The organism is Alkalithermobacter thermoalcaliphilus JW-YL-7 = DSM 7308 (assembly GCA_001584565.1).
GTDB lineage: Bacteria > Bacillota > Clostridia > Peptostreptococcales > Peptostreptococcaceae > Alkalithermobacter > Alkalithermobacter thermoalcaliphilus.
The window spans coordinates 1,304,092-1,327,021 of record LSFY01000001.1; the positions used below are offsets into that span (position 1 = coordinate 1,304,092).

A 22,930-nucleotide genomic window follows, 5' to 3' on the forward strand; every position below is an offset into this window, starting at 1 on the left:
TCAAAATTCCTCCTTATTTTATTATACTTACTTTTAATTTTTTACAGATAAGCTCCTTTTTATAACACATAGGAAATTATATACCTTAATAAATTATGAAAAAGTTATAATTTCCGTAATGTGTTTCAACAAAGACTTCTTTTTAAAATATTTCTAAAGAAAGGCTTTGTTATAACACATAGGAAATTATATACCTTAATAAATTAATAACTATAGTTTGTAAATTTTTTCGATATTTTTCGTCAAAATTGCATAATAACTATTGACGTTTTTAAAATTAATGCTAAAATAAAGTTATAATATTTTCCCACTCCCCCTTAACATATATACTAAAAATAAAGTCTTCCTTCAAATTTGAAGGAAGACTTTATTTTTTCATCCAATGTATGAATAAGCAACATAAATATACATAATTATACATATCAATATAGGCACATACTCTAATATATTGCTTTTTTCATATTTTTTATCTTCATTTTCCATATTATTTTGTACTATATTAAATAAAAATTTAATTATTATAAATGATATTAAAGCTACCCCTAACCAGAATAAAATTTGAAATAAAACTTGGTGTGCTGATAACGAAACATTTTCTACACCAGGGTCATTAGTTGAAAATACATATAAAAGTGTTGTAGCTATAAAATTATTAATACTATGTCCTATTATAGCTGGATAGATAGAGTTTGTTTTTATCGTTAAGTATCCATATATTATACCTATTATGAAAGGTCCCATAAAGTTAAATATATTAAAGTGAAATAAAGCAAATAAAAACGAAGAATATATTACAGAAAATTCAAATCCCCTTTCTTCATTCATTCTAATAAAAAACCCTCTAAATAAAACTTCTTCGCATATCCCTGGAGTAAGAGCTAATAATACTAAAAACCAAAGATATTCGCTTGAACTTGATGCCGACGGTAGATAATTAAAATATTTTATCCCAAAAACATCTAATATAAATATAACAATTAAATTTCCTAAAACAGCTATAGGATAAGCAAACAAAGGTATGAACAAAGATGAAATAAAAGTTTTAAGGTCTATCTTATTAAACCTTAAAAACTCTTTTAAAGTTTTGTCACCCTTAAAAAGAACTGAAAACAAAACTGCAGGAATAAGAATTATTCCATATTCTGTTATAAGCAGACCTAAATTTAAATCTTTTCTTTGAAAAAATGCCCCTACTGTCAAGAAAAGACATGCTAAAAATAGGTAAATAAGATTAGATTTTATAGTTTTTTTCATTATGATCAGACAACACTCCTTTATGAATAAGTATTTTTATATAAATGTATATTCCATTTAATAAAACTGTATTATCAAAATCAAAATTTATATTATGAAGACCATTTACAAATCCTTTTTGTTCATTTCTAGAACCTAACATAAAGAATAATCCAGGTATTTGTTTTTGATAATATGAAAAATCTTCTGATATCATAAGTGGTTCAAGTATCTGTATATTTTCATCTCCTATAGCTTTTTTCATTTCTTCGAATAAATTCTCATCATTATAAACAGCAGGATAATCATCTTTTATTTTTATTTTTATTTTACAATCAAAACTTTCTTCAAATCCTTTAGCTATCTGAGTTAACCTTTCTTTTACTTTTTTATAAACTTCTTCTTTAAAAGCTCTTATTGTTCCCTGAAGAATTACCTTTTCAGCTATTACATTTCTCCTGCTTCCACCTTCTATTTTACCTATAGTTAAAACAGCTTCATCTAAAGGTCTTATATTTCTAGATATTATACTTTGGATTGTATTTATAAAGTTTGATGCAATAACTATTGAATCCACTGCATTTTCAGGCATAGCTCCATGTCCACTTTTACCTGTTATTTCTATATCAACTTCTCCTGTTTGAGCCAAAAAATGCTTTGGTCTTACCCCAACAACTCCTTCACTTATTTCAGGATATATGTGAAGGCCATATATCTCATTGACTTTATACTTTTCTAAAACTCCTTCTTTTATAAGGGGTAAAGCCCCTCCTGGCGATTCTTCAGCTGGCTGAAATATAAATACTACATTTTCGTTTAAGTTTTCTTTATTTGCATTAAGATATTCTATCAATCCTAATAGTATACTCATATGACCATCATGACCACATAAGTGTTTTACATGTCCATCTATATTCAAACCATCCATATCTGCTCTAAAAGCTATAGTTTTTTTGCCAATTTTTCCTTTTATTACTCCTACTACAGCTGTATCTAAAAATTCTTCATACTCAACATTTATTTGTTTTAAATAATCCTTTATATATTTAGATGTTTTAAATTCTTTCATTCCTATTTCTGCTATAGAGTTTAATATTTTTCTGTGATTTGTAACCTTTTTTTCTATATCTAATTCTTTTAAAAACATATATATCTCTCCTTAACACAATAAAATATTAAATAAATAATGTTCACTTATTCCTAAATATTGAATATACTTATAATGAATGGTACTATATATGAATACATAGTTATATTATAATACATTTTTTAAAGGAGGTATATAAATTGAAAAAGACGAATATAGCCATAGTTGGAGCTACTGGGATGGTAGGAAGAACTTTTTTAAAAGTTTTAGAGGATAGAGATTTTCCTGTAAATAACTTATATCTTTTTTCTTCTAAAAAATCAGCAGGATCAACTTTAACATTTAAAGGAAAAGAATATATAGTTGAAGAATTAAACGAAAACTCTTTTGATAAAGATATAGATATAGCTTTATTCTCTGCTGGTGGGCAGGTAAGCTTAAAATATGCTCCAATAGCTAAGCAAAAAGGAGTTATAGTTGTTGATAATAGTAGTGCATTTAGAATGGATAAGGATGTTCCTTTAGTTGTTCCAGAGGTAAATCCCGAAGATATAAAAAAACACAATGGAATAATTGCAAATCCTAACTGCTCAACAATTCAGGCAGTTGTTGCTTTAAAACCTCTTCATGATAAATTTAAGATAAAAAGAATAGTATATTCTACTTACCAAGCTGTTTCAGGTTCTGGTATAAATGGTATTAATGATCTTGAAGAAGGTTTAAGAGGAAATGAAAACAAATTTTATCCTCATCAAATAGCAAATAACTGTCTTCCTCATATAGATGTTTTTCTAGAAAATGGATACACAAAAGAAGAAATGAAAATGATAAACGAAACTATGAAAATATTAAATGATTGTTCTTTAAAGGTAACTGCTACAACTGTAAGAGTACCTGTATTTAATTGCCATAGTGAGTCTGTAAATGTAGAGCTTGAAAAACCATTCGATATGAAAGAAATATTCGATACTTTAGAAAATGCAGATGGTGTTGTAGTTGTTGATGATCCTTCTTTAAATAAATATCCTTTAGCTTCTATTGCTAATGGCAAAGATGAGGTTTTTGTAGGAAGAATAAGAAGAGATTTTAGTTTAGAAAATGGAATTAACATGTGGATAGTAGCTGATAACATAAGAAAGGGAGCAGCTACTAATGCAGTTCAAATTGCTGAGTATATATTAAAATATAATTTAATTTAGAAAGGATGGTTTTTTATGTTATTTAAAGGTTCTGGTGTTGCTCTTGTTACTCCTTTCAAGGATGGAAAAATTGATTTTGATGCTCTTGAGAAAGTAATTGAGTTTCATATCAAAGAAAAAACTGATGCTTTCATAGTTTGTGGAACTACAGGAGAAGCATCTACTATGACTGATGAAGAAAAGTTGGCAACCATTAAGTTTGTAATCGAAAAGACAAATAAAAGAATTCCTGTTATAGCAGGAACTGGATCTAATGATACTGCTCACTCTATTTATCTTAGCAAAGAAGCTGAAAAATTAGGTGCTGATGGACTTTTAGTTATAACTCCATATTATAATAAGGCTACTCAAAAAGGCCTTATAGCTCACTTTGAATCTATTGCAAACTCTGTAAACATACCTATAATAGTTTACAACGTTCCTGGAAGAACTGGGGTAAATATAGCTCCTAATACTCTTTCAGAAATTGCTAAGATCAAGAATATAGTTGGTGTTAAAGAAGCCAGCGGAAATATAGCTCAAGTTGCTGAAATAGCTAGGGTTTGCCCTAAAGATTTTGCTATATATTCAGGAAATGATGATATGATACTTCCTTTATTATCTTTAGGTGGAGTTGGTGTTATTTCAGTTGTTGCAAATATATGCCCAAGAGATACTCATGATTTAGTTTATAAATTCTTTGAAGGAGATATTGAAGGATCAAGAAAACTTCAATTAGATATGAAACCTTTAATAGATGCCCTATTTATAGAAGTAAATCCTATTCCTGTTAAAACAGCTATGAACCTTTTAGGTTTTGATATGGGTGAACTTAGATTACCTTTAACAGAAATGAGCGAGAACAATTTAGAAGTTTTAAAAAGAGAATTAATTAATTATGGATTTAAATTATCCTAGGAGGTTTTTTATGATTAATGTAGCTTTAAATGGATGCCTCGGAAAAATGGGAATGGTTTTAATAGATTCTATTAGTAGGGATCCTGATTTAAATCTAGTAGCAGGTGTTGACACAAAAACGGATAACTCTTTAGGCTTCCCTGTTTACACTAGTGCTTTAGATATAAAAGAAAAGGTAGATGTTATAATAGATTTTTCAAGACCTGAATCTTTAGATGATCTACTATCTTATGCAAAATCAAACAAAACTGCTCTTGTTATAGCTACAACTGGATATTCAGATGATCAGATAAACAAGATAGTAAGTCATTCAAAAGAGATTCCAATATTCCACAGCTCTAATATGTCTGTTGGAGTTAATCTTGTTTTAGATTTAGTTAAAACAACTACAAAGGCCCTTTATGGTTTTGATATAGAAATAGTAGAAAAACATCACAATAAGAAAGTAGACGCTCCAAGCGGTACTGCTTTAATGATAGCAAAGGAAATAAAAGAAACTTTAGACAATCAAGTTGATTTTAATTACGGAAGATTCGGCAAAGATGCTAAGCGAAATAAATCTGAAATAGGTATTCACGCTGTTAGAGGTGGAACTATAGTAGGTGAACACTCTACTATATTCGCTGGGCCTGATGAAATAGTAGAGATTAATCACATTGCTTTGTCTAAGGAAATATTTGCCGAAGGTGCTAAAAAAGCTGCTAAGTTTATTGTAAGTAAGGAAAATGGTTATTATAATATGAAAGATATAATAAAATTGTAAGGAGGATTTTTGCTAATGATGAATATGACTGATCCATACGAAATAGCAAAATATATAAAGAACGTAAAGAAAAAAACTCCAGTAAAAGTTTATCTAAAAGGAAAAATAGATACTCAAAAATATACTGATCTTAAGATATTTGGTGATGAAAATCTATATACGATTTTTGGAGAATATGATCAAGTTCAGGTATTACTCGATGAAAACAAAGATTCAATCATTGACTATCATTTAGAATACGACAGAAGAAATTCTGCTATTCCTATGTATAATCCTTTAAATACTCAAGCTAGAATAGAACCTGGCGCTATAATAAGAGATATGGTTTCTATAGGAAAAAATGCAGTTATAATGATGGGAGCAGTAATAAATATAGGAGCAGAAATAGGAGAAAATACAATGGTAGATATGAATGCCGTTGTAGGAGCTAGAGGAAAGCTTGGAAAAAATGTTCATCTAGGTGCAGGAGCTGTTGTTGCAGGAGTTTTAGAACCACCTTCTGCTACACCTGTAGTTATAGAAGATGATGTTTTAATAGGAGCTAACGCAGTAATTCTAGAAGGAGTAAGAGTAGGTAAAGGAGCTGTTGTTGCTGCAGGAGCTGTTGTAACTAGTGATGTTCCTGAAAATGCTGTTGTCGCAGGCTCTCCAGCTAAAATAATAAAAATGAAAGATGATAAAACAAAAGAAAAAACTAAATTACTAGAAGATTTGAGAGGATAAAAAAAGGTGGCATACGCCACCTTTATCTATCTTCATCTGTTACAACAAACACATAAGGTACATTTCTATAGTAATCACCATAGTTTAATCCATATCCAACAACGAATTTATCTTCTATAGTAAAACCTACATAATCAGGTACAAGTTCTACTTTTCTTCTACTTGGCTTGTCTAAAAGAACACAAGATTTTACACTTGCTGGATTTTTAGTTTTTAAGTGATCAAGAACATATTTCATCGTAAGTCCAGAATCAGTGATATCATCTACAACTAAAACATCATATCCTTTTATATCGTCAGTAACATCAGCAAGCATACTTACAACACCAGAAGTTTCTTTTCCGTGTCCGTAGCTTGAAGTTGTCATAAATCCTATTTTAACAGGAATAGTTATATTTCTTACTAAATCAGCCGTGAATATAAAACTTCCTTTTAAAAGAGAAATTACCATTAAGTTTTTTCCTTTATAATCTTCTGATATCTGTTGTCCTAACTGTTTAAGTCTATTAGCTATGTCTTCTTCAGAACATAGAACTTCCCATTTCTTTTTTTCTATATCCATGACTTACCTCCATTTTATAATTTTATACTTTATTTTAATTAAAAAGTAGAATATTGTCAATTAATTAATTACTATTCATTCTTTCCATAACATTTATTATTACTTGGTCTGTTATCTCCATTCCTTCACTACTTACCTTACCTAAATTCTTTATGCTTTCTTCTACAGTTTTACCTATTATTCCATTAAGAGGCGGAACTATACAGTTATATTTTGCCATAAGAGCACTCTGAACTGCTGCTCCTGCTGCTGATGCAAGCTTTAATGCACAGCCTGCTTTTGCCCCATCACATATCATTCCACTTAAATTTGCAACCATATTATCTATACATCCCTCTATCTTCCTATAATCACATCCCATAAGATATGCAATTGCAGCTGCAGCACCAGTAGAAGCCGCTACTCCACATCCACATACAGCTGATAACCTTCCTGTATAATTTTTTATATATGTTGTAATCAAATGGCTTATAGCTAAAGCTTTTGCTAACTTTTCATCTTCTTGAGGATATAAATAATTATATGCACTTATAGGTAATATAGCTGTAATACCGTGATTTCCACTTCCATTTGAACTCATAACAGGCATATTTATTCCACTCATTCTAGCATCAGACGCCGCTGCAGTTATCATTATAGCTCTATTCATAAGATCATCACATAATATCTTGTCATCTATAGCCTTTTTAATTCCATATCCCACTCCTGCTCCAATTTTATTTTCAATAGCAAAATCAGCTATAGCTTGATTCATATTTATTCCTTCTAATAAAAACTTTATATCTTCAAAATCTAATTCTTCAATTTTTTCTAAAAGATCACTTATTTTCATATGTGCTATTTCACTTTCACTTTGAGTATTATCTATTTGAAGATCAATATCATTTGAAATAATTATTTTATCATTTACTTGAAGATGCACAAATTGGTCATGTTTTCCCATTATTATAACCTTTGATTCATTTTTATATCCTTTTAAATTAACCTGTACATAAACTTTCTCTTTTGTATTTATAGGATTTATTTTTATAATTCCTTTTTCAGATAATTTTTCTGCTTTTAGTATATCCTCTTTTTCTATATTTTCAAGCACTCTAAGATTATCAATAGATTTTTCTCCTACTAATCCCATACTTGCTGCTATTTTTAGTCCTATTTTTTCTGTTTTAGGAATACCTACACACATACCGTTTTTATATACATTTGAACTTACAAGTATATCACAACAAACAAACTCATCATCTAAAAGCTCTTTCGCTTTGGCACAAGCTAATGCTACTGCTACAGGTTCTGTACAACCAACTGCCACCTTAACTTCTTCTTTTAATATCTTTATTAACTTTTCTTTCATTTTATCTCCTCCCTATAACTTTATATAAATATCTATTAGCAATAACTATGCCAAAGTTAAATGCCTTAAGTAGCAATATATATACCCTAGCAATAAAACATTGTCTCAAAACGAAAAAAAATAGTCTCAAGTTGATACAGCTGTATCAATCTGAGACTATTTTGTATTCTTTTAACTTTCTATATAAAGTTGCTCTAGATATTCCAAGAGCATGAGCTGCTTTTTCCTTATCTTTCTTAAATTTTTTAAATTTATTAAGTGCTTTTATTATTTCTTTTTTCTCAAGCTCACTTAAAGGAGTTATAGTGTCTTCATAATTATCTTCATTATATTTATATTCACATTTTAATTTTTCAGGAAGATCTGTAAGTTTTATTGTATCTGTATTGCACATATTTATCCCGTACTCTATAACATTTTCTAGTTCTCTGACATTCCCATACCAAGGATATTCCAATATTTTATTCATAGCTTGAGAATCTATCGATGAAACATGTTTGTTTAGTTTTTTAGAATATTTAGTTATAATATGTTCTACAAGAGAATATATATCTTCTTTTCTTTCTCTTAAAGGCGGAATTTTTATAGGCAATACATTTAATCTATAATACAAATCTTCTCTGAATTCTCCATTTTTAACCATCTTTTCAAGGTCTTTATTAGTAGCAGCTATTATCCTTACATCTATCTGTATAGCTTTACTACCTCCAACCTTGTCTATTTCTCTTTCTTGTAAAACTCTTAAAAGTTTTCCTTGAAGATGAATACTCATATCTCCTATCTCATCTAAAAACAATGTCCCTTTGTTAGCAAGTTCAAATTTTCCTATTTTTCCACCTTTTTTAGCCCCTGTAAAAGCACCTTCTTCATATCCAAATAGCTCACTTTCTAACAGGGTATCAGGTATTGCTGCACAATTTATAGCTATAAATGAATTTTTAGACCTTTCGCTATTGTTGTGTATAGCTCTTGCTAATAATTCTTTCCCTGTACCACTTTCTCCTGTTATAAGGACTGTAGAAAAAGACTTTGAAGCTATATCTGCTTTTCTTTTTACATTTTTTATAGCATCGCTAATTCCTATTATATTACTAAATCTTACATTATACTCTCCTGTAGTTATTTTATTAAAATCTTTTATTGTAGATAGCTTGTCCGTAAAATAAAGTACGTACCCTTTTATAGTTTCATCTACTATTATTGGATTAATATTGCAAATCCCACTAAAAATATAACTTTCTTTGTTAAAGTTAAAAGAAATAACTTTATGTTTTTTTAGATTCTTTATATCTTCTAGTGTTATAAAATCTAGAATTTTAAATATGCTTTTATTTTCTATATTACTTTTCAGTTTAAATATTTGAACAAACTTTTCATTCCATTTATTTATATTTCCAAATTTGTCTATGGATACTACTCCTTTGTCCATATTATTTAACAACATTTGTAATCTTGTAGCTTCAAGTTTGAGTTGATAAGACTTCATTTCTGCAAGAATTTTGCTACATATTAAGTCTGCCATTTTATTCAAAAAGTCCATAAGTTTCGTTTTATTTTCTAGTAAATTATTCTTTTGCTCGATACTAAAAGCTATAAGGCCTATTACTCCATATATTTTGTCTTCGATTTTAATAGGAGAAGATACTTCTGCAAATTCATTACAACTTTCCTTAATTTCACAAAGATTGCAAATATGGTCTTGTCTAGGATTTTCTATTATAAAACTTTTACCTGTAGATAAAGAAACTCCAAATGCAGACTTTTCACTTACCCTTTCTCCAACTTTTTCTTTATATTGTCCTGTACCAGCTATTCTTATTAAATTATCATCTACTATTGTTACATCTACATTTAAAACTGTAGATATAACATTTGCTATGTTTTCTATATCTTCTTTTATAAAACTTAACCCAACCATCATATCCTATCCTTTAGCCTTGACTGAGAAAGTAAACTTTTTATATCCTTCAAAAGAACTATTACCTTGTTTATAGAATATTGTATAGATACTAGTATTACAAATAAAAATGCTACTAAAACATAATCATAATATATCCTCATAAACTCCTCCTTTGCAAAAAAAGACTAGGAATTTTCCTAGTCTATAGTGTTTTTTAACTTTGTTCCTATATAAATAAAACTATTTTTATCTACTGTTTTTAATATACCTACACATCCATTTTTTGCATTACGCTATCTATTTCGTTTGGATAGTAAAACTTACATTTATACCCTAATGTTTTTCTCTTTAAAGTAGTAAGCCTAACTTCTAAACTCTTTGGATCTCTTTCTTGTATTACTATATTTCCATTTTTTCTTAATACCCTACAAATCTCATCAAACACTCTTTGTTCATCATCAAAAGAGTTAAAAGCATTTAAGAATATGACTTTATCAAAGTATTCATCCTTGAACGGCATATATTCTAGATTTCCTTTGATAACATTACAGCTACAATTTTTAGCTAAAGCCAAAGTGTCTATTTCTTTTTCTATCCAGAATATAGTAACTTCAACTCCTAGCTTATTTAGATATTTCCCATAATTACCTATATCTCCAACTAATAAAACTTTCTCTCCTACACTAGGATTTATGACTTTCAAAAAATTATAGATATTATTTTCCTTTTTACTTGGACATATACTTCCATTTATACTAATATATTCGTCCGTATACATACAATCCAATTTAATCCACCTACTACTTTCTCTTTTGTACTAAACTATGTAAATATTATAATAAATATAATTCCAATCATCAATATAATTCAACAAGGAAATTATATACTATTATTCTTTTGCGTTATTTTCAGGCATTTTTTTCATTCTAGATATAGATATCTCATACGCTACTCTATTTTCCACTGTTCCATCTTCTAATTTTTTCTCATATTCTCTACTTTGTATTCTTCCAAATATTTGAATTCTATCTCCTACTTGTAGATTCTTTGAAAACTTAGCATTTCTCCCCCATGCTATAGAAGGAATATAATCAGACTTATTATATGATCTGTTTACAGCTATTAATAAATCTGTTATTTCTCTACCTAAAGGAGTACTTCTATACACAGGATCTTTGCATATATAACCATCTAAAAAGATAGTATTTGGATCTTTTACTTCTTCACAGTTTTCAGATATTTCTTTTATAAATACTGTTATTATAAGCTTATTTTTACCATCTGAAAACTTGTTATAAGATCTTATCTGTCCTGTTACGTTAACCTTTTTTCCAATTTCAAGATCTAAATCTGTAAGAAGTCTTTCAGATATAGTTATCGGAAGAATATCATATGTTTCACTTAACCTTTTAACTTTGATTGTGCAGTTATAAAATTTTTCTCCGAAAACTTCATGACTAAATTCTAAATTTGAGTTTATTTCTCCGCATAAGTTTACAATATTTGTAGTTTCTTTTATCTTGTTCATTTCAATCCCCCCAACTTTCTTATGTGTTACCTATGATAATTATATTATAAGAACTATTATTTTATTCTAAATTATTTTAATTTTTTGATTGATATTTTATTATTCCCCTGATAAAATCTTATTGGAATTTATTTAGAAAGGTGGTATGCAAATTGATATCAGACAAGCACTTAGAAAAAAGGAAGGTTAAAGCGGTCAACTTGGAAACGTTTGCATTTTTGCTCGTCTTCATAGGTATATTTGCATATATATCTCAAAAGATGGGGCTAGGAATTATGTTTAAAGTTATAATGTATACAGCACACGATCTTTTGTTAAATACAGTTTTGTTTATAATGGCAATTGCTGTATTAGCAGGTGCTCTAGCTAATTTACTATCAGAATTTGGTGTTATATCATTAATTAATTATATGTTTGCATTTCTTATGAAACCACTTTATAATCTTCCTGGTGCTGCTATAATAGGTGCTATTACAACCTATTTATCAGATAATCCAGCAATAATATCATTAGCTAATGATAAAACATTTAAAAGATATTTTAAAAATTACGAACTACCTGCTCTTTGCAATCTTGGAACTTCATTTGGTATGGGACTTATAGTTACTACATTTATGATGTCTCAAGGAAAAGAGTTTGTTAAAGCTGCTATAATCGGAAATGTAGGAGCTATTATAGGAAGTATAATAAGTGTTAGACTTATGATTTATTTAACTAAAGAGCATTTTAAAGATGTTTCAAATATTGATGATACATCTGATTATGATCCTGAAGTATTTAAATACAGAGAAATAAAAAATGATAATTTATTCCAAAGGGTTTTAGATGCTATTTTAGAAGGCGGAAAAACAGGAGTTGAAATGGGACTTGCTATAATACCTGGTGTTTTATTTATATGTACATTTGTTATGATACTAACATTTGGACCTTCTATAGATCCTGAATCTGGTATTCAAGTTTATAAAGGAGTAGCTTATGAAGGAGTAGGACTTTTACCTGAGATTGGAAAAAAATTTATGTTTATATTAAATCCTTTATTTGGATTTACATCTTCGGAGGCTATTGCATTCCCTATCACTTCTTTAGGTGCTGTAGGAGCTGCTATATCCTTAGTTCCAAGATTTATAAACGAAGGTATTGCTGGTCCTAGTGAAATTGCAGTATTTACTGCTATGGGTATGTGCTGGAGTGGATATTTAAGTACGCATGTTGGAATGATGGATGCATTAAAATGTAGAAAGCTTACTAATAGCGCTATATTAGCTCATACTTTCGGTGGATTGTTTGCGGGAATATCTGCTCATTATATATATTTATTATTAAAATAAGCTGTTGGTATATACCAACAGCTTATTCTTTACTCAGCAGGTTTTTCTGGTAATTCTTTGTTTTTTGATGCTGCTCTTAACATTGTTATTGAAGTATATAATATAACCCCTATAACTAACCATCTTAATGTTTCAAGAGGTAGTTCTTTAACTATATACGCTGCTATAATAACTCCTATAACTCCACCTATTGTTATACCCATAGAAGCTTTTCTATCGTATGCTCCTTCTTTAACAAACTTAACAGATGCAACTGGCATCAAAAATGCACAAGATCCCATCATTATAGGGAAAGCAACTCTTGGAGACATTCCTAAGAAGTATACAAGCGCCATACAAGGTGCATAAAGTCCTATTCCGGCAGTCATTAAAGCTCCTAATATAAAGTTAGCTACAACTGCTATTGCAAGTTTTGCTCCAGTAAGTCCTATAGCTTCTCCTCCACCTGGCATCCAGCCCATTTTAGATGAAAACATTAAAAATGCAGTTACAAATAAAGCTATCCCCATTACATATTGTACAGTTCTTTCTGGAAGCTTAGACACAACTCCTGCCCCTATCCAAGCTCCTATTGTAGCAGCTAATAACATACTTATTAAAGTTACTGGTTCTACATTTATAACTGTTATAAATATGAAAGCTTCAAGAACTACTGGTATTGTGTGTGAAACATTTAACGTTCCTGGTATAACCCTATCTTTTGTCTGCTTTAATCCTTTTAAAAGTGCAGTCGTAGGAGCAAATGAACCTATCCCTAATGTATCGAAAAAGTCCGTTATAAATCCAATTCCTAAGACTTTAGCCCATGAATTGTTTTCTAAATTATCTTTGTTTGCTAGAAAATCTTTTATGAATACAACTGAAAACCAGAGAGTTAAAACTCCTAAAACTCCTAATATAATTTGTATCATTATAATACCTCCTTATTAAAATATGTTTAATTATACCATTTATAATATTATATTCAACATAATATTATAATGCTATTATTTTTTTGTTAAAAATCAGACTTATTTTAATATAAATCCGTATTTAACTGGATCTTCTGGATCTATAACAAAATGGTTAAATCCTGTTATATAGGCCGATCCCGTTATTTCAGGTATTATAGCTTCATAAGGTCCTATTTTATCCGTTTTAACTATTCTTCCCTTGAATATAGTTCCAAGTATGCTTTCATATACAAATAATTCTCCTTGCTTTAGCTCACCCTTTGAATATAAAGTTGCCATTTTAGCAGATGTCCCTGTTCCGCAAGGTGATCTATCTACTTGCCCTTGGCCAAACACTACTACATTTTTATAATTTGCTTGAGGATGAGTTGGATCATCATATATTTCAACTAAATCGACAGTTTTTATATGTTTTAAAACTGGATGAGATATTTCTACTTTTTCATTAACTATATCTCTTATTTTAAGACCTATCTGTGTAAGTTTTTGAGCGTTTTTTGGCTCTACCTTTAATCCTAATTGCTTTGCATCTAATATAGCAAAGAAACTTCCTCCAAAAGATATATCAAGTTTTACTTTTCCTATTTCAGGAACATCTATTTCTACATCTTTTTTATAATGAAAAGCAGGAACATTTATTATAGATACTTCTTTTACTTTTCCATTTTCTACTTTTGCCTTTGCTTTAACTAATCCTGCAGGTGTGTCCATAGTAACATCTGTTATAGGCTCTACACATTTTACCATTCCTGTTTCGATAGCAACAGTTACAGCTCCTATTGAGCCGTGCCCACACATGTTTAGATATCCTCCTCCATCCATAAATATTATTCCAAAATCTGCCTCTTCATTTACTGGAGCAGTAATTATAGATCCAAACATGTCATTGTGTCCTCTTGGCTCTAGCATAACAGCTGTTCTTAAGTTATCCATATTTTCTTCTAAATATTGTTTTTTCTCAGCCATTGTTTTTCCAGGTATATTTGGTACTCCACCTATTATTATTCTTGTAGGTTCACCCATAGTATGAGAATCTATAGCATGGATGCTTTTTATAGCTATCATTTTACTTCCCCCTTTTTTCTCATTTTAAGTTTCAAAAACGCCAATGCCTTCTTAGCATCTAATAAATCTACATTGTTTTCGCCTACAACTTGAGTTTCTATGCCTTCTTTTGATTTATTAAAATCTACTATAGTATCCATATACTTGTTAGTTACAACAAACTTAGCCTGCTTTCCTATAAAACTCAATCCAACTACAGGTATATTTCTTTTTCCTATTTCTTCTATTGTATTTGCATAATCAACATGAGAGTTTCCCCATCCATCTACAGAAATTATAACTCCGTTTGCTCTCAATGCTTCTGCCCATACAGCCGCTCTTTTTCCTACAAAATACTTATCTTTATTGTCTTGAGGCGTTCCAACTATCATAACCCCTAGTAAATCTATATCCTTATCATTAGAAACTACATCAAGCAATGGATCTCTAAAATGATGTAAAGTAGTTTCCTTTGTTGATGGCCCTATTCCCATAAATATACCTCCTTAAGTCATTGCTCTTATAGCACCATCTCTATATTCATTTGGAGATAATATAATCGGAACATTTCCTATATCTATTATAGATTTACCTCCAGCAAATCCGCTCGGTTCTGATGGTAATAACATATTATCATACATTGTACCTTGGCCTGCCACTTGCTTTATTATCAAAACTTTTTTCCCATTTGGCCTTATTTTATCAAAATATTCATGTACTGAGTCTGCATATTTTGCTTCTAGCTTTTTCAACTCATCTCTTATTTTTTGAATAAATAGATCACAAGCTCTATGTGCTGCAAGTGGATATTCTCTACTAGACATTGCTCCTGATTTTAAAGTTACATCAAAATGGATTATATAATCATTTTCTCCTGGAGTTCCTGCTTTATTTAGTTTTAATTTTTCCCTTAGTATTCCTTCAGATGATCCAAATTCGGCCATTTGAACTTTATCAACATCTGCCCCAGTTAACATTACATATACTCCAGTTAATGTATGAGTTATTCCTTCTCCTAAATTTCCTAATACCTTGGTCGATATAGGAATTATATCCATTATACTGTTTACATATATGTCATGGTTTCTCGGAGGTATAATATTTATATTTATATTTTCTATTAAGTCTTCATTTTTACATATGTCTTTTGCTATTTTCTCGTCTAATACCAATTTTTTGTCGTTTATGGATAATTTATCACCAAGTGCTACTTCTTCTATATGAAAAGCTTTTATAACAAGCCTTCTGAGTATTATCTCTTTTTCCATACAATCACCTTCTTTAAAATTTTCCCGCTTCAAAGATGAAGCGGGAAAATTACTATACTTTAGCTACGTATTCATATGGAAGTGGCACTATTTTACCTGGTGTTTGTATTTCTATTAATTGTTTTAAAGTATCTTTTACTATTGCAGTTTGCATTTCCTTATTGTTTGGCTCACCTGCATTAGCACCCATTGGAACTAGTGGAGCAACTGCTCTTGGAGTTCCATTTTGTCTTACTACTGGAGGAAGAGCTGCTATTATTATTGTAGGTATTCCAGCTTCCTCAATTGCTCTCTGCACAATCACGGCAGAGCGGTGGCAAGTACCTCAGCCAGCTGTAAGGAGTACAGCGTCTACTCCCTCTTCTTTTAATCTTCTAGCTATTTCTGGACCTGTTTCTTCTGTAAATTTTTGCTGGTCTCCACCACCACCCATGAATCCAAAATTTTCTGGAGCAACAGCTTTTATAAATCCTTCTTGAGCTAATTCTTGAAGTCTTGTTAAAGGAAACATACAGTTAATATCTTTATTAACATCAGCATTGTCGTATCCACCATGTGATACCATCAAATCTTCTGCTTTTGCATCTCCAGGAATTACTCTATAAGTAAAATCTCCTGCTAGGTTAAATCTTTTGTCGCTTTTAAGGTGTACTCCTGCAGCTGTTGCAAGCGCAACCGTCATGTCTTTTAACTCCTTAGTTACTGGAGTCCAAACTGGCGGCGGCGTTATCGGAACAAATATTTCTGACTGCAGTCCTTTTACAACTGTAAGTGCCATATTTTTACCTCCTTTATTCATCTTTTTTTCGGTTTAAGTTTTGCATATACTTCTCGTTTATTTCATCTCCTAATACTTCAGGGTAACTCATTAAAAATCCAACTTCTTGACCAAGTTTTAGTTCATGGTCTGTTATAAGCATTCTTTTAGGAACTTTTAAATATCCTATTCTTCCCTTTAAATCTATTCCAACTGCTCCATCATTTATTTCTACAATTACACCTTCTACATATCTTTCTGTAGATGCATATCTTAATTTTTCCAAGGCTATCACCTATTTTTAGTTTTCTTCTTTTTCATATATTTCCATTCTTTTTTTACTCTTAGGTAAAACTTGCTCATTTTCTACTAATTCTATCTTTGTATTCATAGCTTTTTCTATCATTTCTATGTTGTTTAATTTAACATTTGGATTCCATTTTCTTTCAGGTTCTTTCACTTCTTCACCTGCTATTACTGCTTTTACCATTGCAAGTGCTCTTATAGCATCTTCTTTACATAAAGTGTTATTAGCTAATATCTCGTTTTCTATTCCTTGCTTAGACTTGTTGTTATCTATCATGTATTTCATATATTCATTTCCTACAACTAATGCTCCCTGAACAGCAGCAAATGTCATTCCTACAACTGCAACTCCTCTTGAGCCTATTTGCTCGTGATGGCTTGCAAAATCTATATGGTTATTTCCAAATCCTTCTGTAGTTATTATAGCTCCATCTACATCCATTGCTTCAACTAACATTCCTAATCTCTTAGAAACGTAGAATTTCTCTGCATTTACTTGAGGAGATCCTACGAAAATTACACCTACTAAGTCTATTTCTTCATCATTCATAGCTTCTATTACTAACGGCTCTCTAAAGTAATGTCTTGATGTTTCTTTTGATGCAGGTCCTATACAAGTTAATGCATGAATTCCACCATCTAACACTTCAAGTGGAGATAATACAACTGGAACATTTCCAAGGTCAACATTTGGCTTAGCTCCTAAAGTACCTACTGGTTCAACAGGAAGTATTAAATTGTCATGCATCGCTCCTTGACCCATTATTTCTTTAACTATAACTATTTTTTTCTTTCCAGGTCTTCTATATTGAACAAGCTCTTCTGTTTTTACAGTTAAAGAGTCGTCTACTTTCTTTAAAGCTTCTCTTATTTCTTGAGTTATAAAATCTGAAGCTTTATGAGCTGCTAAAGGACCTGGTCTTTCCATATTTGTATTTTTCTTTATAACTACTTCTGTTTTTATAAATATTTCTCCTTTATCAGGAGATCCTGGTCTATTCCACATTATATTTCTATCTAACTCACCTTCTGAAGATCCAAACTCTCCTATTTGAACTCCAGCTTCATCTATTCCTGTTACAAGCATTACAACTCCATCTAATACTCTAGTTGTTCCTGTTCCAAGCTCTCCTTCTTCTTTAGTTGCTATAGGCTGAACATCCATTATAGTTTCGCTATAAGTATTGTACTTATCAGGAGTTATTATATCTACTTTTAGGTCTACTACTAAGTCTTCACTTTCTACAGCATCTTTAGCAATATCTTCTCTTATATATAGAGTTGTTCCTTCAATTTTTGTTTCTTTTCCAAACTCTACTTTATCTATTTTGTAATATTTTTTTACAAGCTTTCTTATAGCTTTGTTTTCACATTTTTCCTCAGTTTTTTCTGTTTTTACTTCTTGTTTTACCTCAACTTTTTCTTCACTTGCGTTAGCGAAATTTTGCGGACTATTCTGAATAGAAGATACACTCAAAGGAATCTCTAAATTTATATCTTTTCCTTCTCCTATGTGTATCTTAATTACTCCTAAATTATTTGTTGTTTGAGATACATTAATGTTTGTATCTTGAGTATTAGCTTTTACTTCTTGTTTTACATCTTTTTTTACACTATCTCTTTTTTCTTCTGGTTTTGATGCAATTTCCACTACATCTTCAGTTAAAGGTGTTAAAGCGTCTATAGTTTTTTTAAGTTTTCCACCTATTACTTGGCCTATAGTAAGGCAGTTTTCAGGTATTTGTAAAAGTCCTGAGTCTACTAAATCATCAAATATTGCTGGATCTTCTAAGTTTGATGCTTCAATCACAGTACCAGCTTCAAACCTACAGCAAGATACCGCAGGATCATTAGCATGAGCTTTTGCTGTTTCTTGCGTAATAGCCATAAAAAACCCCTCCTTATTTTTTTCTTCTATATAATCTATGACCTGAGGCTCTTAATACGTGATCGGTACTGTGATAAACTGGCACTCCCAACCTAGGAGCTACATTCATTACTGTGTTAGTTCAGTCCTCACATGTACCCGTTATTATTACCTCAGCTCCTTGTTTTTTTAGAGATAATACCTTTTCGGCCTGGCCTGGACATATTCCTGGTTTATCGCATCTATACCTTCCATTAACTAGTACCATTCTCTTACATTTTTCCTTTGCTACTATCTGTCCACCCATACCTTTAGCTATCTCTTCTAATCTTTGTTCATCTGCACCACACTCACAAGCTATTACTCCTATTTTCCTTTTCTCATTCGGATAAGGCATAGCTACAAGTATTCCTCCTAATGTTTTGTCTACTGGTGCATCTTCATTACCTTGCTTTCCTGTAAATGGTCCTCCTAAAATTATTTCTCCATGTGGATTTTCATATCCACCACACTCTTGAATAAAATAACTTATAGGCATTCCAATAGGAACATCTAAAAACACTTTACCTTCTGCAGAATTTTTTACTCTTCCACCTACAGTTATATCCTTAGTTATAACAGGTCTTCTTTCTTCTATTGCTAATGCTATATTTTTTAAAGTTTCTACATTACAAACTACAGCATTAGCAGAAATAGGTAACTGCCCAGGTTCAAGCTCAATGCCTAGAGTTTCCCTTACTATTACCCTTTCATCTCCTGCAGGATACATATCACTTAAGAATTTTATATTTATATTTTCTTCATTTTTGCATATTTTTCCCAAAGCTATGATAGCCTTTTTGTGTTTTGGTTTTATAGCTATATACCCTTTAGATGCATTTGTAATTTGCATTGCATACTTTAATCCCCTCACTACTATTTCAGGATTTTGCTCTAAAAGATATATATTATGACTTAATATAGGCTCGCATTCAGCTGCATTAGCTATAACGCATCCATCTTTTAAATTTACATCAAGTTTTATATGAGTTGGAAAACCAGCTCCTCCTGCTCCAACTATTCCAGCTTCTTTTACTGCTTCTAAATAAAAGTTTGTTTCTTTTATTTTTACATATTCATCAGGTTGATCTTTGAAAGATTCTATTATTATTTCATTTTCATTTATATCAACCACTTTTCCATATACACTAGAGTGTATATTAGCTCCTAATTTTTCAGGAGTTGCTATTAATTGACCCTTTTTAACTTCTTGTCCAATATCAACTATAGGTTTACAAGGAGATCCTATATGCTGTCTTAGTTTTATAACTATCTTCACCTTCTCACCTCCTATCCAATATATAATTTAAGCAAGTATAATGCCAAAAAAAATATTATAGATATAAATTTTTATAATAGTTGCAATTACATCTATCAATAATATTTATTTCCTATATCGCATAGTATTAAAACAAAGTTTTTTAAATAAATATGTCAATTTTTAGTCAGTGTTTTTGTTATAATATAGTAATTTAGAAAAATATAAAAGTGTCAGTATTTAGACGCAGTCCAAATTACTGACACTTTATTTTATAAAGCTCCATCTTATAATATAAGGTACTTCTTGGTATATTCAAAAGTTTTGCTGCTTTAGCTTTATTTCCATTTGCTAATTCTAATGCTTTATTTATGTTATATATTTCTATTTTTTTTACAGCTTCATTTAAGTCAAGAGGATATTCTTCTTTGATCGATTTATTTTCTATATTCTCTAATATATAATTTGGTATTAAGTCTTTAGTTATTACTCCTTCTGTACATAATACAACCATATGTTCTATTGTGTTTTTAAGCTCTCTTATATTACCTTTCCATTCATATTTTTGTAAAATATCTACTACTTCATTGTCTATTTTATAAATTTGTTTATTATTCTTTGCTGATAAATCTTTTAAAAATTCTGTTACAAGAATACCTATATCGCCTTTTCTCTCTCTTAAAGGTGGAAGATCTATTTGAACAACGTTTAACCTATAGTAAAGATCTTCTCTAAATTCACCATTTTCAACCATTTTTTTTAAGTCTTTATTGGTTGCTGATATTACTCTTACATTTATTTTTATAGTCTTTTCGCTACCTACTTTCCTTACTTCTCCTTCTTGAAGAACCCTAAGAAGTTTAGCTTGCATATACATTGGAAGATCTGCTATTTCATCTAAAAATACAGTTCCATTGTTTGCAAGCTCAAATATACCCATCTTCCCTTTTTTACTAGCTCCTGTAAATGCTCCTGCCTCATATCCAAAAAACTCACTTTCAAATAATTCTGAAGGAATTGCGCTACAGTTTACAGGAACAAACAAACCTTCTTTTTCGCTGTGTTTATGTATAGCTCTAGCAAATATTTCTTTTCCAGTTCCACTTTCTCCTTGTATAAAAATACTTGCACTAGTTTTAGCTACTTGTCTTGCTACATCTATAACTTTTATAAGTTTTTCACTTTTTCCAATTATTTCATCAAAATTACCTTTAGATAATTTCTTAACTTCTTCTTGTAAAAATTTAACTGAACTATTAGCTTTATCTAGCTGCATAGTCAAATTTTTAACATCGGTTATATCCTTATCAGTGGAAACAACCCCTACTAATTTGTTATTTAAATAAATAGGCTTAGCACTTACAACTACATAAGTATCTTTTCTCGGTGAATGATATATATTTTCTATAGGCTTACAAGTCTTCAAAACTTCAAGCATTATAGCATTTGGAAAAAATATATCCATATCTTTTCCTATTATTTCTTCTCTCTTTACTCCATATAGCTTTTCAGCATTTTTATTCCATATAACAACTTTTCCATTTTCATCTATAACAGTAAGTGCCTCGTGTATACTATTAATAACATGGTTTAATTTTTCTCCTATTTCTTCTATTTTCATATAAAAATAATCTCTTATTTGCTCATCTCTTACTACTCCTATAATTTTTTTATCTTCAACAACAGGTAGGCGTCCTATTTTGTGTTCAAGCATTGTATCTCTGCATTTTAATATATTGTCGTATTTGTTTACAACTATTAACTCTTTAGTCATAAAATTTGATACTTTACTTTTTTTATCTAACATTTCAATATTTAATTTAGATATATCTGTTAAAGATATTAACCCTACTAAATCTTTATTTTCATTTTGTATAAAAACATCTTTTAGATTATTTTCAAGCATTAAATTTATGGCTTTTTCTAAAATATCATCTTCTTTTAGGACAATCATATTTTTAGACATAATATCCTTTACTAAAGTTCTTCTTGGAAACAAAAACATATACACCACACCCTTATAAATGATAAATACCTATGCTTATATATTAACATATAAGCATAGGTATTTTAAAATTAGTTGTTACTTTTTTGTTTTCCTGTAGAATCTATTGTATAATTATCTTTGTATATAAGCTGTGATATAGGAACAATTTCATATCCCTGAGATTGTAATCTTTCAATAACTAAAGGTAAGTATTCTCTTACATATTTAGCATTATTGTGAAATAAAACTATAGATCCATTTGTTACGTTTTTTATAACTCTATCAACAACATGATTTACACCCATTTCTTTCCAATCAAGTGAATCTACATCCCACTGTATTGTATAATATCCAAGTTCTGAAGCTGTATCTATTAACGTATTGTTATAATCTCCAAACGGTGGTCTAAATAAAGTAGTTCTTTTTCCTGTTATTTTTTCTATTTTTGATGATGTTGTTTCAAGCTCTTTTATTATCTGTTCTTTACTTAAAAGTGACATCTTAGGATGGGTTGTTGAGTGATTTCCTATTTCATGACCTCTTTCATGAATTTGTTTAACCATTTCTGGATATCTATCAACCCAAAATCCTACCAAGAAAAAAGTTGTTTTTACATTATATTTATCTAATATATCTAATATATCCTTTGTATAAGTTTCTCCCCATGCAGCATCAAAGCTTATAGCTACTTTCTTTTCTCTAGTTTCTACGCTATATATAGGAACTTTTTTTTCTGGAACTAAAGCCATTGTATCTTTTACCATATATAAACAACCTATTAAAACTATAATTGCCAAAACAAGTAATATCAACGATATAATTGCTTTTTTTATTGGTATGATGAATATTTTCAATATAATCCCTCCTTAATCTAAATTTA

21 protein-coding genes and 1 pseudogene are annotated in these 22,930 nt (G+C 30.0%); 5 read left to right on the forward strand and 17 right to left on the reverse strand.

What is annotated here, in order from left to right; genetic code table 11:
* Positions 1 to 375: 375 nt before the first annotated feature.
* On the reverse strand, positions 376 to 1,254 hold the full coding sequence (locus JWYL7_RS06835; RefSeq protein ID WP_066070841.1) for a type II CAAX endopeptidase family protein: 879 nt from the start codon (positions 1,252 to 1,254) through the stop codon (positions 376 to 378).
* Complete coding sequence (locus tag JWYL7_RS06840) at positions 1,232 to 2,380, reverse strand: M20 metallopeptidase family protein (RefSeq protein ID WP_066070844.1); 1,149 nt, start codon at positions 2,378 to 2,380, stop codon at positions 1,232 to 1,234. Before JWYL7_RS06840 ends, JWYL7_RS06835 begins: the two co-directional genes overlap by 23 nt.
* 140 nt (positions 2,381 to 2,520) lie before the next feature.
* Here JWYL7_RS06840 and JWYL7_RS06845 point away from each other — a divergent pair, with 140 nt between their 5' ends.
* Genes JWYL7_RS06845 through dapD form a run of 4 tightly spaced genes read left to right on the forward strand, consistent with a single transcriptional unit; the run spans position 2,521 to position 5,902 of the window.
* On the forward strand, positions 2,521 to 3,519 hold the full coding sequence (locus tag JWYL7_RS06845; RefSeq protein WP_066070848.1) for an aspartate-semialdehyde dehydrogenase: 999 nt from the start codon (positions 2,521 to 2,523) through the stop codon (positions 3,517 to 3,519).
* A gap of 15 nt (positions 3,520 to 3,534) precedes the next feature.
* Positions 3,535 to 4,416, forward strand: coding sequence for a 4-hydroxy-tetrahydrodipicolinate synthase (dapA, locus tag JWYL7_RS06850; RefSeq protein ID WP_066070851.1), 882 nt, complete (start codon positions 3,535 to 3,537; stop codon positions 4,414 to 4,416).
* Between the two features lie 10 nt (positions 4,417 to 4,426).
* Positions 4,427 to 5,179: a 4-hydroxy-tetrahydrodipicolinate reductase gene (gene dapB / locus JWYL7_RS06855; RefSeq protein ID WP_066070854.1), complete on the forward strand. Its 753-nt coding sequence runs from the start codon at positions 4,427 to 4,429 to the stop codon at positions 5,177 to 5,179.
* Positions 5,180 to 5,194: 15 nt separating this feature from the next.
* The gene (dapD, locus tag JWYL7_RS06860; RefSeq protein WP_066070857.1) at positions 5,195 to 5,902 is read left to right on the forward strand and encodes a 2,3,4,5-tetrahydropyridine-2,6-dicarboxylate N-acetyltransferase; all 708 of its coding nucleotides are present in this window, start codon (positions 5,195 to 5,197) and stop codon (positions 5,900 to 5,902) included.
* Positions 5,903 to 5,924: 22 nt separating this feature from the next.
* Here dapD and hpt read toward each other — a convergent pair whose 3' ends face one another.
* From hpt to JWYL7_RS06885, 6 genes are all read right to left on the reverse strand, one after another.
* A complete protein-coding gene (gene hpt / locus JWYL7_RS06865; protein WP_066070860.1) occupies positions 5,925 to 6,464 on the reverse strand; it encodes a hypoxanthine phosphoribosyltransferase in 540 nt (179 codons plus the stop codon).
* Positions 6,465 to 6,528: 64 nt separating this feature from the next.
* Positions 6,529 to 7,815 carry an L-cysteine desulfidase family protein gene (locus JWYL7_RS06870; protein WP_066070864.1) on the reverse strand — a complete coding sequence of 429 codons (1,287 nt, stop codon included), beginning with the start codon at positions 7,813 to 7,815 and terminating at the stop codon, positions 6,529 to 6,531.
* A 145-nt stretch (positions 7,816 to 7,960) separates the two neighbouring features.
* A complete protein-coding gene (locus JWYL7_RS06875; RefSeq protein WP_066070867.1) occupies positions 7,961 to 9,733 on the reverse strand; it encodes a sigma-54 interaction domain-containing protein in 1,773 nt (590 codons plus the stop codon).
* Positions 9,733 to 9,876, reverse strand: a complete 144-nt coding sequence (locus JWYL7_RS10700) for a hypothetical protein (protein ID WP_169794329.1) — start codon at positions 9,874 to 9,876, stop codon at positions 9,733 to 9,735. The genes JWYL7_RS06875 and JWYL7_RS10700 overlap by 1 nt, the downstream gene beginning before the upstream one ends.
* A gap of 107 nt (positions 9,877 to 9,983) precedes the next feature.
* Complete coding sequence (locus tag JWYL7_RS06880; protein WP_149683689.1) at positions 9,984 to 10,493, reverse strand: class I SAM-dependent methyltransferase; 510 nt, start codon at positions 10,491 to 10,493, stop codon at positions 9,984 to 9,986.
* Positions 10,494 to 10,604: 111 nt separating this feature from the next.
* Positions 10,605 to 11,243 carry a single-stranded DNA-binding protein gene (locus tag JWYL7_RS06885; RefSeq protein ID WP_066070874.1) on the reverse strand — a complete coding sequence of 213 codons (639 nt, stop codon included), beginning with the start codon at positions 11,241 to 11,243 and terminating at the stop codon, positions 10,605 to 10,607.
* A gap of 155 nt (positions 11,244 to 11,398) precedes the next feature.
* Between JWYL7_RS06885 and JWYL7_RS06890 the strand changes: the two genes are divergently transcribed.
* A complete protein-coding gene (locus JWYL7_RS06890) occupies positions 11,399 to 12,571 on the forward strand; it encodes a CD0519/CD1768 family membrane protein (protein WP_066072436.1) in 1,173 nt (390 codons plus the stop codon).
* Positions 12,572 to 12,600: 29 nt separating this feature from the next.
* Here the strand turns inward: JWYL7_RS06890 and JWYL7_RS06895 are convergent, their stop codons facing one another.
* The 9 genes and pseudogenes from JWYL7_RS06895 to pdaB all read right to left on the reverse strand — a co-directional run bounded on the left by JWYL7_RS06895 (position 12,601) and on the right by pdaB (position 22,904).
* On the reverse strand, positions 12,601 to 13,482 hold the full coding sequence (locus JWYL7_RS06895) for a sulfite exporter TauE/SafE family protein (protein WP_066070877.1): 882 nt from the start codon (positions 13,480 to 13,482) through the stop codon (positions 12,601 to 12,603).
* A 99-nt stretch (positions 13,483 to 13,581) separates the two neighbouring features.
* Positions 13,582 to 14,589 (reverse strand): proline racemase, encoded by a 1,008-nt coding sequence (locus tag JWYL7_RS06900; RefSeq protein WP_066070880.1) that lies wholly within the window; start codon positions 14,587 to 14,589, stop codon positions 13,582 to 13,584.
* A pseudogene (gene prdD, locus JWYL7_RS10965) lies at positions 14,586 to 15,836 on the reverse strand (proline reductase cluster protein PrdD). Before prdD ends, JWYL7_RS06900 begins: the two are co-directional and overlap by 4 nt.
* A 52-nt stretch (positions 15,837 to 15,888) precedes the next feature.
* Positions 15,889 to 16,614, reverse strand: coding sequence for a D-proline reductase (dithiol) protein PrdB (prdB, locus tag JWYL7_RS10305; protein WP_083528326.1), 726 nt, complete (start codon positions 16,612 to 16,614; stop codon positions 15,889 to 15,891).
* Positions 16,615 to 16,627: 13 nt separating this feature from the next.
* Positions 16,628 to 16,888 (reverse strand): CBO2463/CBO2479 domain-containing protein, encoded by a 261-nt coding sequence (locus JWYL7_RS06925; RefSeq protein WP_416386112.1) that lies wholly within the window; start codon positions 16,886 to 16,888, stop codon positions 16,628 to 16,630.
* 6 nt (positions 16,889 to 16,894) lie between these two features.
* Positions 16,895 to 18,787 carry a D-proline reductase (dithiol) proprotein PrdA gene (gene prdA, locus JWYL7_RS06930; protein WP_066070900.1) on the reverse strand — a complete coding sequence of 631 codons (1,893 nt, stop codon included), beginning with the start codon at positions 18,785 to 18,787 and terminating at the stop codon, positions 16,895 to 16,897.
* Between the two features lie 13 nt (positions 18,788 to 18,800).
* Positions 18,801 to 20,084: a proline reductase-associated electron transfer protein PrdC gene (prdC, locus tag JWYL7_RS06935; protein ID WP_331721830.1), complete on the reverse strand. Its 1,284-nt coding sequence runs from the start codon at positions 20,082 to 20,084 to the stop codon at positions 18,801 to 18,803.
* 235 nt (positions 20,085 to 20,319) lie between these two features.
* Entirely contained in the window at positions 20,320 to 22,068 is a 1,749-nt protein-coding gene (gene prdR / locus JWYL7_RS06940) for a sigma-54 dependent transcriptional regulator PrdR (RefSeq protein WP_066070907.1), read from the reverse strand.
* Positions 22,069 to 22,139: 71 nt separating this feature from the next.
* Positions 22,140 to 22,904 (reverse strand): polysaccharide deacetylase family sporulation protein PdaB, encoded by a 765-nt coding sequence (gene pdaB, locus JWYL7_RS06945; RefSeq protein WP_066070910.1) that lies wholly within the window; start codon positions 22,902 to 22,904, stop codon positions 22,140 to 22,142.
* Positions 22,905 to 22,930: the final 26 nt, after the last annotated feature.

Excerpts from the sequence above, each read along its gene's own strand:
- JWYL7_RS06880 (WP_149683689.1), bottom strand. The coding sequence starts at position 10,493 with ATGTATACGGACGAATATATTAGTATAAATGGAAGTATATGTCCAAGT.
- JWYL7_RS06875 (WP_066070867.1), bottom strand. The coding sequence starts at position 9,733 with ATGGTTGGGTTAAGTTTTATAAAAGAAGATATAGAAAACATAGCAAAT.
- prdA (WP_066070900.1), bottom strand. The coding sequence starts at position 18,787 with ATGGCTATTACGCAAGAAACAGCAAAAGCTCATGCTAATGATCCTGCG.
- dapA (WP_066070851.1), top strand. The coding sequence starts at position 3,535 with ATGTTATTTAAAGGTTCTGGTGTTGCTCTTGTTACTCCTTTCAAGGAT.
- JWYL7_RS06840 (WP_066070844.1), bottom strand. The coding sequence starts at position 2,380 with ATGTTTTTAAAAGAATTAGATATAGAAAAAAAGGTTACAAATCACAGA.
- JWYL7_RS10700 (WP_169794329.1), bottom strand. The coding sequence starts at position 9,876 with ATGAGGATATATTATGATTATGTTTTAGTAGCATTTTTATTTGTAATA.
- dapB (WP_066070854.1), top strand. The coding sequence starts at position 4,427 with ATGATTAATGTAGCTTTAAATGGATGCCTCGGAAAAATGGGAATGGTT.
- hpt (WP_066070860.1), bottom strand. The coding sequence starts at position 6,464 with ATGGATATAGAAAAAAAGAAATGGGAAGTTCTATGTTCTGAAGAAGAC.
- JWYL7_RS06900 (WP_066070880.1), bottom strand. The coding sequence starts at position 14,589 with ATGATAGCTATAAAAAGCATCCATGCTATAGATTCTCATACTATGGGT.
- prdR (WP_066070907.1), bottom strand. The coding sequence starts at position 22,068 with ATGTTTTTGTTTCCAAGAAGAACTTTAGTAAAGGATATTATGTCTAAA.
- JWYL7_RS06885 (WP_066070874.1), bottom strand. The coding sequence starts at position 11,243 with ATGAACAAGATAAAAGAAACTACAAATATTGTAAACTTATGCGGAGAA.
- JWYL7_RS06895 (WP_066070877.1), bottom strand. The coding sequence starts at position 13,482 with ATGATACAAATTATATTAGGAGTTTTAGGAGTTTTAACTCTCTGGTTT.
- JWYL7_RS06835 (WP_066070841.1), bottom strand. The coding sequence starts at position 1,254 with ATGAAAAAAACTATAAAATCTAATCTTATTTACCTATTTTTAGCATGT.
- dapD (WP_066070857.1), top strand. The coding sequence starts at position 5,195 with ATGATGAATATGACTGATCCATACGAAATAGCAAAATATATAAAGAAC.
- JWYL7_RS06870 (WP_066070864.1), bottom strand. The coding sequence starts at position 7,815 with ATGAAAGAAAAGTTAATAAAGATATTAAAAGAAGAAGTTAAGGTGGCA.